This is a genomic window from Crassaminicella thermophila, assembly GCF_008152325.1.
In the GTDB taxonomy this organism is placed as follows: Bacteria; Bacillota; Clostridia; order Peptostreptococcales; family Thermotaleaceae; genus Crassaminicella_A; species Crassaminicella_A thermophila.
In genome coordinates, this window is the sequence record NZ_CP042243.1 from 1,366,284 (window position 1) to 1,377,958 (window position 11,675).

Consider the following 11,675-nt stretch of genomic DNA (forward strand, 5'->3'; position numbering starts at 1 on the left):
TTTGAAGCATGTTATTATTGGTACAGCAGGTCATATTGATCATGGAAAAACGACATTGATTAAAGCATTAACTGGAATAGATGCAGATAGATTAATTGAGGAAAAGAAAAGAGGCATCACGATAGAGTTAGGATTTGCCCATTTTGACTTACCAAGTGGAAGAAGAGCGGGTATTGTTGATGTACCAGGCCATGAAAGGTTTATTAAGAATATGCTTGCAGGAGTTGGAGGAATAGATATTGTATTATTGGTTATTGCTGCTGATGAAGGATTTATGCCTCAAACCCAAGAACATTTGGATATCCTATCTATTTTAGAAGTTAAAAAAGGTATTATAGTATTAACAAAAACAGATTTGGTAGATGCTGAGTGGATAACACTTGTAAAAGAAGAAATTAATGAAAAAATAAAAGGTACTTTTCTCGAAAAAGCACCTATCGTTTCTGTATCAGCTATAAATGGAGAAGGATTAGAAGAACTAACAAGATTAATTGATAGTATGACAGAAGAGACAGAAACAAAGGATGTAAATCTTCCTTTTAGAGTACCAATAGACAGGGTTTTTTCAATAGCAGGGTTTGGTACTGTTATTACAGGAACACAGATCGAAGGAACAATAATGGAAGGGGATTTTTTAACTATTTATCCATTAGGAATACAAACAAGAGTTAGAAGCTTACAAGTGCATGGTTATAATGTAAAAAAAACTTATGCAGGACAGAGGGTTGCAATTAATTTAGCAAATATAAAAAAAGATGAAATAAAGAGAGGAGATGTATTGGCTCCGTGCAATTCGATGAAACCAACTATGATGTTGGATGTAAAAGTTAACTTATTAAAAAGTGCAAAAAGAATTTTGGAAAATAGGAGCAGACTAAGGTTATATCATGGTACGAGTGAAATTTTGTGTAGAATTGTGTTATTAGATCGAGAAGAACTAAAACCAGGAGAAAGTTGTTATGCACAACTAAGACTAGAAGAAAAAATTGTTTCAAAAAGAGGGGATCATTTTGTAATAAGGTTTTATTCACCAATGGAGACTATTGGAGGAGGTATTATTTTAGATCCAAATCCTATGAAGCATAAAAGATTTAGAAATGAAATCTTAGGACAGTTAAAGCTTAAAGAAGAAGGAAGACCGGAGCAAATTATTGAGCAATATATAAAACGATTCAGTGATAAATTTGAGACGAGTCGTTTCTTTGCAATGAAGACAGGACTTAGAGAAGAAGTAGTTAATAAAATTATAGATTCTCTTGTGCATGAAAAAGTATTGATAAAATTTTTAGGAAATATTATTGTACACAGATTCTATTTAGAGGAAGTAGAAGAAAAAATAATAAATACTTTAAATAATTATCACAAAAAGAATCCATTAAAATTTGGTATGAGTAAAGAAGAACTTAGAACCAAAGTAACACCTAATATAAAGACAAAATTATATGATGAAATAATTGATTACTTTATTCAGGATAAAACCATAAAGCAGTCTAAAAATGATATTGCACTTTATCATTTTCAGATTGAATATACACCAGAACAAAGAAAAATAAAAAATCAAATAGAGAAGATATATTTAGATAGTGGTTTTAATACTCCATCAATAAAAGAATTTCTGAAAAATGTCAAAAAAGAAAAGGAATATAGTCAAGTTTTACATGCACTTATAGAACGAAATTGTTTAATAAAGCTTAATGAAGATATTCTTATACATGTTCAAAATTATCATAAAGCACTAGAAATAATCAAAAAATTTATTAAGGAGAATGGAGCTATAACCCTTTCACAATTTAGAGATATTTTAGGAACTTCAAGAAAATATGCATTACCATTATTAGAATATTTTGATCAAAACAAAATTACTAAAAGAGTTGGTGAAAAAAGAGTTTTACAATAGCTACCAAAGTGAGGTAGCTTTTTTTAGGAGATACATACTTTTTATAAGGAATAGGAAATTATATTCATAAGAACATATTTTAAAAACGGATATGAATTTATAATAAATTTGAAGAGGTGATTTTATGACGCAGAAATTACTGATTGTAGATGATGAACCTGTTCTTATCAAAGGATTAAAATATAGCTTAGAACAAGAAAAATATATTATAGATACGGCAATAGATGGAGCTGAAGCATTAAACAAGGCATTAGAAAATAAATACGATTTAATTGTTCTAGATTTAATGTTGCCCAAAAATAGACGGTTTAGAAGTATGCAAAAAAATAAGAGAAAAATCAATGGTGCCTATTATTATGCTAACTGCAAAGGGAGATGATTCAAGTAAAATTTTAGGATTAGAATATGGTGCAGATGATTATCTAACCAAGCCATTTAACATATTAGAACTTAAAGCTAGGATAAAAGCAATTTTAAGAAGAGTTGGATTGAGGGAATTAGCTTCTTCTACAAATTTAATAAAAATTGATGATTTTACAATCAATACATTAGGGAGGAAAGTAACGTTAAAGAATCAAGAAATAAACTTAACAGCAAAGGAATTTGACTTATTGTTGCTATTGGCAATGAATCCAAATAAAGTTTACAGTAGAGAAGAACTGTTAGAAACTATTTGGGGATACGAGTACTTTGGAGATTTACGGACTGTTGATGTACATATAAGGAGGTTAAGAGAAAAAATAGAAAAAAATTCTAGTCAGCCAGAGTATATACGAACGAAGTGGGGAGTGGGTTATTATTTTAGATCAAAGAACAAAGTTTATTAGTATTAGGTGGAAATTAGTTTCCACCTATTTACTATTAATTATGCTTACATTATTTTTGATTAGTTTATTTATAAATGAAGTTATTTATAAAAATTATATTGATGAGAAAAAGAGTAGTCTTTTATTACAAGGGAATATTATTGCAGATAGAGTTATTGCTTATCATATAGACATAAATAGAAGTAGGAACGGTATCGATCATATTATAAAAAAATATAGCAAAGAAATAAAATCAAGAGTTATGATTATAAACAAAAAAGGAATAGTGGTGCATGATGCTTATGAAGCATTAAAAGATAGAAAATTAGGACATTGGGAAATAAAGGAAGCTTTAAAAGGTAAAAGTATTGCAAATGAATATAATTTAAAAGAATATGGAAGAACCATGTATGTTACTGTTCCAATAGTATTAAATGATCAAGTGCATGGTGTGGTTTTTATTTCGTCTTCTCTTGAAGATATATATAGAAAAATTCAAAATATTATGAAGAGCTATATGATATTGTCTGTATTATGTGTAGGTATTACTGGATTTATTAGCTTTGTATTTGCTCATGTTATTGCTAATCCAATAGAAAAACTTACAGATAGCATAAAAAAAATGTATAATGGTAATTTAGAACAAAAGGTAGAGATTATAGGAAATGATGAATTAACAAATCTCGCAGGTGCATTTAATATGATGAGTACCAAATTATCTCAAGTAGATAAACAAAGAAAAGAATTTGTTGCTAATGTATCTCATGAATTAAGAACACCTTTGAGTGCAATGAAATTGTTGTCAGAGTCATTATTACATCAAGAAAAGGTAGATCCTAAAACTTATAGAGAATTTTTTAGTGATATCGCTTCGGAAGTAGATAGATTAGACAGGATTATAGAAAGCTTACTAGCATTAGTAGATATAGATAAAGGAAAATTAGAACTAGATTATCAAGTTACATATGTTAATTATTTACTAGAAAAATTAATACGTCCACTAAAACCTTTAGCAGATAAGAAACAAATTGATATAGATTTTGTTAATTTAGAAAAAGTACAAATTCAACTAGATCGAATTAAAATTCAACAAGCTCTAACAAATATTATCAATAATGCTATAAAATATACTCCTGAAGGTGGAAAAATCAAAATATCCCTATATACAGAACATGATGAAGTAATTATAAAGATTCAAGATAATGGCATTGGTATACCTGAGGAGAGTCTACCTTATATATTTGAAAGATTTTATAGAGTTGATAAAGCAAGAGCAAGAAAAACTGGAGGTACCGGATTAGGACTAGCAATAACAAAGCAAATTATAGAACTTCATCAAGGGAAAATAGAAGTAATAAGTCAATTAAATAAAGGAACAACATTTTATATATATTTACCCCAAAATATTGGTTTGAATGGTTAACATTTTATAGGAGGTAGTAATTTGAGAATTCTTTATAAAGTATTAATTTTGTTATTATTAGTTATTGCATTGACATATGCTTTAACAAACATAAGGCATAATGATGATTTTAACAAAAATCAAATACCTATTGCACCAGTACCTGACAAGAGAAGATATGAATTAAAATTATACTTTGGTAATCCTCAAAATGATGCCTTAACTGTCGAAAGACGTGTTATTGTTTCTTCTGAGCAAAGAGAAGAGAAACTAATTGTTGAGGAATTGATAAAAGGTCCTAGAAATAAAATTTTAAATACCTTTATACCTAAGCAAACAAGAATTATTTCAATCAATACAATAGAAGGAATTTGTTATGTAAACTTTTCAAAAGAAATACTAAATAATCCATGGAGAAAAATAAATGAGGATATGATGATCTGGTCTGTTGTAAATTCACTTACAGAGGTTGAATATATTCATGCAGTGCAAATATTAGTCGAAGGCAATAAAGATGTGTTCGAAAAAATTTACTCATTAAAAGAACCTCTCTATAGAAATGAAAAAGTGTTGATGGATAAGGTTATTACACCTATTGATACTTTTACACGATTTATAGAATATTTAAAAACAGATAATTATCAAAAAGCATATAAAATGTTAGATAAATCTAGCAAAGAAAATTTAGATTTTGTAAAGTTTAAATTAATAATAGGTAATTATGCCAAACAAATGAAAAACTACCATATTTATATGTATCAAACTCAAAAATATAGCAGTGGTGTAGTATTAGTAATTAATTTTAGAAAAACAACCATATCTATTTCTGATGAAGAAGATGAAATGATTGAAAAATGGAAGCTTATATATGAAAATGGATTATGGAAAATTGTATTACCTATCTAGAAAAATATAGGTAAAATAAGCTAGATTGAAAATTCTAGCTTATTTTTTAAAATTTTTGAAAAAGAGCATTGTAATATAGTCATTATTATTTTATTATAAAATAGAAAAATATGGGTAATATTGAAACATAGAATCGAAAAAAGAGAGGGTGAAAAATAAGAGATAATACAGTCTAATAAATTTTATATGGAGGTAATTATATGTTAAATTCAATTAACAAGAAAATTGCAATGTTGCTCCTTTTGGTTTTTTCAGTTTTCATTCTTACTATGGGTCAGCTTTTGTATACTTTTAGTTCTTTAAATGATGATGGTGTAGCTATCAATTTATCTGGAAGTCAAAGAATGAGAACTATGCTTTTAAGCAATTATTCTTTAATGTATAAGGATGCTAAAAAAGGAGAAGCAAGTCTTGATATTAAACAGATTAAGGATACTCTTGTAAAGGAATTAAATATGTATAATAAGATTAATGATGCTCTTATAAATGGAGATGCTGATTTGCATATTTCCCAAAATAAGAACAAAAATATTGTTACAGAGTTTAAAAAAATAAAATCAGATATTGAAAAATATGAAGCTAGTATTAGAAATGTGATTAATGATAAGGATTTGGATGCAAATATAAATTATATTTCTTCACATGTTTTATCTTTAAAAGAAAAATTTAATTCAATTGTATTGATGTATCAAAAACAATATGATGATAAGATTTCAAATTTTAAGATTATGTTGTATGTGTATTTAGCAATAGGAATAGTTATTTTGTTTGTTGGAATTAGAGCTGCTAAGAAAATGATTGTTATTCCTATTAAGGAAATTACAGAAAAACTTGGTGAAATTGCATCTAGAGGTGGAGATTTAACTAAAGAGATTGAAGTAAAAAGTAGAGACGAAATTGGCATTCTTGCTAAAAACTTTAATGCATTTCTAAAGAATATTCGAGAAATGGTAGCAATTATTGATTCTACATCAAAGGATATATTTAATTCAATTGATATACTTGTTTCTTCAACTAATGAAGTTGCTCTTACTTCAAACAATCTTTCTACTGTAACTAATGAAATTGCAGTTGGAGCTACTGAGCAGGCGCAAAATGTTTTAGTTACAGCTGAAAACATTGCAGATTTAGGAAATGAAATTAATTCTATTAGAGATTTGTCACTAGATATGAAAGCTTATTCTGAAGAAATTAAAGCTTTAAATGAAAACAATAAAAATAATATGGATATGTTATATTCACATAACCAGGAAAATTATAAAGCTGCAATAGATATTTACTCTGCTATTGAAAAGCTTTATGATAATGCGATTGATATTAGTACAATTACTGAAGTTATCACAAATATTGCTAATCAAACTAATCTGCTAGCATTAAACGCTTCAATTGAGGCTGCAAGAGCTGGTGAACACGGTAGAGGTTTTGCAGTAGTAGCGAATGAAGTAAGTAAATTAGCTGATCAGTCTGAACAGTTTACAAGTAAAATTTCTAAATTAGTTTCAATAATTCAAGAAGATGTTAATAATACGAAAATGCTTATGGAAAAGATTATGGTTCTTACTAAAGAACAGACAAATGCTGTTGAAATTACAAAAAAAGATTTTGAAGTAATTGCAAATTCTTTAGAGAGTATTATAGTTAAAATTGATAATGTAACTGATAAAGTAAAAATTGTTGATAACAATAAAAATAATATTATTGAGTCTGTTGAAAATATTTCAGCTGTGTCTGAGGAAACTGCTGCATCAACTGAAGAAGTTGCTTCATTTTCAGACGAATTTAATGTTTCTGTTGTTGAATTAAACGATATAACAGGTACTCTTAAAGATGCAAGTAAAAATCTTTCTAATTTAATTGGTCAATTTAAATATTAAATTTTAATATGGTTGTAGAAAAACCACTTAAAAATTTTTATAGTTTTAAGTGGTTTTTCTATTTCGCTTTCAAATTATTGTAAAAAAATGCAAAAAAATATCCCTTGACACAAAATATAAATGTGCTATAATGTAGTAGTATCAATGAGTAGAGAATATTTGGGAGTAGATGAGTGCTGGTGTGCTCTCTGGTCTTCAAAACCAGTTTGAGGCGTTAGGAGCGTCTCAGGTGGGTTCGATTCCCACATACTCCCGCCAAATAAAAAAAGCTCTTTGTCAAATAGTGTTGGTGAATAGAATCACAAAGTTAATTATTGGCCGTTTAAAACTGAATAGGTTTTAAACGGCTTTTAAATTTAACAAATAATTATTAAGCTATAGATTTTATCATGGTTTTTATTTGTTATAAAATATATTTAATGAGATTGACTTTAAAAGAGGTTATGGGGGAGAAAATAATGAAAAAAATTTTGATTATAGTATTTATTTTATTTATTATTATGGTTATACAATCATTACCAATTATTATCTTAAAGGATATTGGTATGAAAAAAATACATGGTAATTATGTAAATGTATACTATGATAAAGGTGATGATAAGGGTGGTAGGATTGTATTTAAAGAACTGGAAAATAGCGCGAAAGAAATTGGAAATAAATTAAACTATAAATTTGATTCTAAAATAGTGATTTATGTTTATAAAAATCAATCATTATTACATATTAGAAAATATGGTTTAGCTACACTAGCTATAGCACCAGATTGGTATATAGGTGATAACAAAGGTTCCGTAGTGTTAATGGTTTCACCTCAAGCTAATGTAAAGGGACACAATATAAAGAGCATAATGAGTGCAGCAAAGCATGAACTTGTTCATGTAATTAATTATAGAATTAATCCTAATCTATCGTATTTTATAGATAATGGAGTTGCAACATATTTATCAAAACAAAGTCCTTATAAAAATTTCATTCAATATAATAGAATACCTTCTATAGAGTTTTTGGAGATTAAAGATGAATTAAAATTCGGAAATGCAGGAGGTTATCAGTATTCATATACTTTTATTGAGTTTCTAGATAAAAAATATGGATGGGAAAGTGTGTTTGAATTGATAAAAGGAAATAAATTTTATGTAGAAATATTTTCTAAAACTAAACAGGAAATATATAATGAATGGGTAAAATATTTAAAGGAATATTATTAAATACTATGATTTATAGTATTTAATAATAATGTTAAAGGGCACAATTTTAAATATAATAAAAAAGAAAAAGAGGTAATATTATTGATAAATATGAAGAAATAAAATTGTTAATAGAAAAATTTTGTGATGAAAATTTAAATGAAGAATACAAGGAAATGAGCTTAAAACTTTGTGAAAAACTCAACAAAATGAATCCATCTCCACTTTTAAAAGGAAGAAGCAAATCTTTAGCTTGTGGAATTGTTCATGCTATAGGATTTGTAAATTTTTTATTTGATTCTACGACAAAAATGTTATAGAGGATGTATATGAAGATAATGTAATAGATTTTAATAAATATGCTAAACAAAAAAGAAATAAAAGCAAAAGTGAATTATTAAATGAAGCACAAGAACTATTGTATATGGCATTTGATGAAGAAAACCCTAAAGAAATAATAAAATTAGCTAAAAAAGCACTATAAATATCTAAGGATTGTGCTGATGCATATATACTTTATGCTTTAAATTGGTTAAAAGAAAATTACTATATAAGTTTCATGCCATAATTTATGAGATGAGGTTTATATATTTAAAAAAGATGATGTGTATAAAATTATAAGAATTGGAAATAATCTACTCCTAGATAGATTAGGAGGGATTATATGTGGAGAAGAAGACGCAGAAAAAAATATAAATTTTTTGTTGGGTGTTTAATTCTGCTCTTAATAGGGTTTGTATATGGATATGTTAAAAACGATATACAGCTACTAGATCATATAAGGAATAAAGATCATAAGCAAATAAGGATAGGTGAAATTATTTTAAATCCACCAAGTGATACAGATAACAAAACCCCTAAAAATGTACAGCAAAAAAAGGAAATGTTAGTGATATAGAGACAATTATAAATGACGACAATATTGTAACAGATAATACGCAAATTGTATTTAACACTTATTATAATAAAACGAGAGATATGTTTACTAAAAAGAGTAAACTACCTAGTGAATTAGTAGGAAAAAGTTTTGATGAAGTAAAAACTTATTTAAGAGAAAATTATGGGGAATGGAGAATAAGAGAATGTAATAAATATAAGGTGGAGTTGTATAAGATAACAGATAAAATTCCACCAAACTATTATGTTGCAAAAGAATATAATGGTTACATTGCAATTTTTCGAGTAAATGAAGAAGGAAAGAGTGTATTAATCGAACAAACAGAAATTCCGATTTCTTCATTAAGTGATATGGATTTACAATATATTAAGCAAGGGATTATTAGAAAAGAAAGAGATGAAATTAATCAAATATTAGAAGACTATAGCAGTTAAAATGTACTCATATGGGTACATTTTTATTTTTGTATGATACAATATAAAAGAAATCGAATATTTGTTTGCATATATAAAAAGGAGATGCTATTATGATAATATTAGGAATTGATCCAGGGATTGCTATTTTGGGATATGGGGTAGTTGAATACAAGGGAAATACTTTTAAACCATTAGGTTATGGTGGGATTTTTACTGATGCAAAAGAAGCTATGCCTATGCGGTTAAAAAAGATATATGATGAGCTACAACAAATTATTGATAAATATCATCCAGATGTTGTAGCAATAGAAGAACTCTTTTTTAATAAGAATGTAAAAACTGCTTTGTTAGTTGGACAAGCTAGAGGAGTAGCAATATTAGCTGCTGCTAATAATGAAATTGATATTTACGAATATACCCCATTACAAGTAAAACAGGGGGTTGTTGGATATGGTAGAGCAGATAAAAAACAAGTGCAAGTGATGACAAAAACTTTGTTAAATTTAAAATCTGTACCTAAACCTGATGATGTTGCTGATGCATTAGCGGTAGCTATTTGTCATGCACACTCAGGTGCATTTGGTGGATTATTTAAGATTAAATGATGGAGGATATTATAATGTTTGAATATATAAAAGGAAGTCTAGAGTTTATTGGCAAAGATTATATAGTTGTTGATAATCAAAATATAGGATATAAAATTCACACTTCTAATGCATCTATTGCTGATTTTAAGACGAATTCTGAAAAAGTTACAGTATATACTCAATTGATTGTTCGAGAAGATGATATGAGTATTTTTGGATTTTCTACGAGAGAAGAGTTAAAAATGTTTCAATTATTGACAACTGTAACAGGGATTGGATCAAAGGTAGCATTAGCTATTCTATCCTCTATACCAATTGGAAGGCTCACTGGGATTATTGTTTCAGAAGATGTAAATAGTCTAACAAAAGCACAAGGGGTAGGAAAAAAAACTGCTCAGAGAATTATCTTAGAATTAAAAGACAAGGTAGATTCTAAAATGGCAATCATTGAGCCATCTCTTATTAGTACCCAATTGCTTGATAATGATACTGAAGAAGCAATAAGCGCATTGATGGCTTTAGGATATACTAAAGGAGAAGCAAAAACAACTATAAATAAGGTGAAAGATTCTTGTAATAGCATTGAAGAAATTATTAAGAAAGCATTAGTTTTTCTTTCAAAATAGACTAGAAAGAGGGATTTAAATGTTTAAAGATATTGATGAAAATAGAATTGTAACTACTTCTCTTAGAACGGAAGATCATGATGTAGAGAATAGTCTTAGACCTAAAGTCCTAGGAGATTATATTGGACAGAATAAAGCTAAAGAAAAATTAAAAATTTTTATTGATGCTGCTAAAATGAGAAAAGAATCATTAGATCATGTATTATTATATGGCCCACCTGGACTTGGAAAAACAACATTATCTAACATTATTGCTAATGAAATGGGAGTAAATCTTCGAATTACGTCAGGACCAGCTATTGAAAGACCTGGTGATTTAGCAGCAATACTTACAAATCTTGGAGAAAACGATGTGTTGTTTATAGATGAGATACATAGATTAAACAGAACTGTCGAAGAAATACTATATCCTGCAATGGAAGATTTTGCATTAGATATAATTATAGGTAAAGGACCTAGTGCACGATCAATTCGATTGGACCTATCAAAATTTACATTAATTGGAGCAACGACGCGGGCAGGATTGTTGACATCTCCACTAAGGGATAGGTTTGGTGTAATTTGTAAACTTGAATTATATGATAAAGAAGATCTAAAGAATATTGTTATTAGGGCAGCTTCTATATTAGGAATAAAAATAGATGAGAAAGCGGCAGTTGAAATTGCAAGACGATCAAGGGGGACACCACGTATTGCAAATAGACTCTTAAAAAGAGTAAGAGATTTTGCGCAAGTAAAAGGAAATGGGATGATTACATGCAAAATAGCTAAGGATGCTTTATTTCTTTTAGAAGTGGATTCACTGGGTTTGGATAATGTGGATCGCAATATATTGTTTACAATCGTTCAAAAATTCAATGGTGGGCCAGTAGGATTGGATACATTAGCAGCATCTACAGGAGAAGAAAGAAATACAATCGAAGATGTATATGAACCGTATTTACTTCAATTAGGATTTATTCAAAGAACACCAAAAGGAAGAATTGTGACAAAACTTGCATATGATCATTTAGGAATACCTATGAAGGATTAAATGAGTGCTTTTGATGTAGTCTTTAGGTTAATTATTTTCATTT

At 28.0% G+C, this 11,675-nt stretch carries 11 protein-coding genes, 1 tRNA gene and 1 pseudogene; all 13 read left to right on the forward strand.

The window, feature by feature from the left end; genetic code table 11:
* Window position 1 precedes the first annotated feature (1 nt).
* Window positions 2-1,897, forward strand: a complete 1,896-nt coding sequence (selB, locus tag FQB35_RS06505; protein ID WP_148809207.1) for a selenocysteine-specific translation elongation factor — start codon at window positions 2-4, stop codon at window positions 1,895-1,897.
* Window positions 1,898-2,021: 124 nt separating this feature from the next.
* A pseudogene (locus tag FQB35_RS06510) lies at window positions 2,022-2,724 on the forward strand (response regulator).
* A gap of 55 nt (window positions 2,725-2,779) precedes the next feature.
* On the forward strand, window positions 2,780-4,126 hold the full coding sequence (locus tag FQB35_RS06515) for a HAMP domain-containing sensor histidine kinase (RefSeq protein ID WP_231701870.1): 1,347 nt from the start codon (window positions 2,780-2,782) through the stop codon (window positions 4,124-4,126).
* 21 nt (window positions 4,127-4,147) lie between these two features.
* Entirely contained in the window at window positions 4,148-5,011 is an 864-nt protein-coding gene (locus FQB35_RS06520; protein WP_168198265.1) for a GerMN domain-containing protein, read from the forward strand.
* Window positions 5,012-5,211: 200 nt separating this feature from the next.
* Window positions 5,212-6,885, forward strand: coding sequence for a methyl-accepting chemotaxis protein (locus FQB35_RS06525; protein WP_148809210.1), 1,674 nt, complete (start codon window positions 5,212-5,214; stop codon window positions 6,883-6,885).
* 161 nt (window positions 6,886-7,046) lie between these two features.
* Window positions 7,047-7,143, forward strand: a tRNA-Sec gene (locus FQB35_RS06530).
* A gap of 200 nt (window positions 7,144-7,343) precedes the next feature.
* Window positions 7,344-8,093, forward strand: a complete 750-nt coding sequence (locus FQB35_RS06535; RefSeq protein ID WP_148809211.1) for a hypothetical protein — start codon at window positions 7,344-7,346, stop codon at window positions 8,091-8,093.
* Window positions 8,094-8,197: 104 nt separating this feature from the next.
* Window positions 8,198-8,392 carry a DUF6398 domain-containing protein gene (locus FQB35_RS06540; RefSeq protein ID WP_148809212.1) on the forward strand — a complete coding sequence of 65 codons (195 nt, stop codon included), beginning with the start codon at window positions 8,198-8,200 and terminating at the stop codon, window positions 8,390-8,392.
* 344 nt (window positions 8,393-8,736) lie between these two features.
* Window positions 8,737-8,970 carry a hypothetical protein gene (locus FQB35_RS06545; RefSeq protein WP_148809213.1) on the forward strand — a complete coding sequence of 78 codons (234 nt, stop codon included), beginning with the start codon at window positions 8,737-8,739 and terminating at the stop codon, window positions 8,968-8,970.
* 80 nt (window positions 8,971-9,050) lie between these two features.
* Window positions 9,051-9,404, forward strand: a complete 354-nt coding sequence (locus FQB35_RS06550; RefSeq protein ID WP_148809214.1) for a BofC C-terminal domain-containing protein — start codon at window positions 9,051-9,053, stop codon at window positions 9,402-9,404.
* A 92-nt stretch (window positions 9,405-9,496) separates the two neighbouring features.
* Complete coding sequence (gene ruvC, locus FQB35_RS06555; protein WP_148809215.1) at window positions 9,497-9,991, forward strand: crossover junction endodeoxyribonuclease RuvC; 495 nt, start codon at window positions 9,497-9,499, stop codon at window positions 9,989-9,991.
* 14 nt (window positions 9,992-10,005) lie between these two features.
* Window positions 10,006-10,599 carry a Holliday junction branch migration protein RuvA gene (ruvA, locus tag FQB35_RS06560; RefSeq protein ID WP_148809216.1) on the forward strand — a complete coding sequence of 198 codons (594 nt, stop codon included), beginning with the start codon at window positions 10,006-10,008 and terminating at the stop codon, window positions 10,597-10,599.
* Window positions 10,600-10,618: 19 nt separating this feature from the next.
* Window positions 10,619-11,632 (forward strand): Holliday junction branch migration DNA helicase RuvB, encoded by a 1,014-nt coding sequence (gene ruvB / locus FQB35_RS06565; protein ID WP_148809217.1) that lies wholly within the window; start codon window positions 10,619-10,621, stop codon window positions 11,630-11,632.
* Window positions 11,633-11,675: the final 43 nt, after the last annotated feature.

Excerpts from the sequence above, each read along its gene's own strand:
- FQB35_RS06525 (WP_148809210.1), top strand. The coding sequence starts at position 5,212 with ATGTTAAATTCAATTAACAAGAAAATTGCAATGTTGCTCCTTTTGGTT.
- FQB35_RS06535 (WP_148809211.1), top strand. The coding sequence starts at position 7,344 with ATGAAAAAAATTTTGATTATAGTATTTATTTTATTTATTATTATGGTT.
- FQB35_RS06545 (WP_148809213.1), top strand. The coding sequence starts at position 8,737 with ATGTGGAGAAGAAGACGCAGAAAAAAATATAAATTTTTTGTTGGGTGT.
- FQB35_RS06550 (WP_148809214.1), top strand. The coding sequence starts at position 9,051 with ATGTTTACTAAAAAGAGTAAACTACCTAGTGAATTAGTAGGAAAAAGT.
- ruvC (WP_148809215.1), top strand. The coding sequence starts at position 9,497 with ATGATAATATTAGGAATTGATCCAGGGATTGCTATTTTGGGATATGGG.
- ruvA (WP_148809216.1), top strand. The coding sequence starts at position 10,006 with ATGTTTGAATATATAAAAGGAAGTCTAGAGTTTATTGGCAAAGATTAT.
- ruvB (WP_148809217.1), top strand. The coding sequence starts at position 10,619 with ATGTTTAAAGATATTGATGAAAATAGAATTGTAACTACTTCTCTTAGA.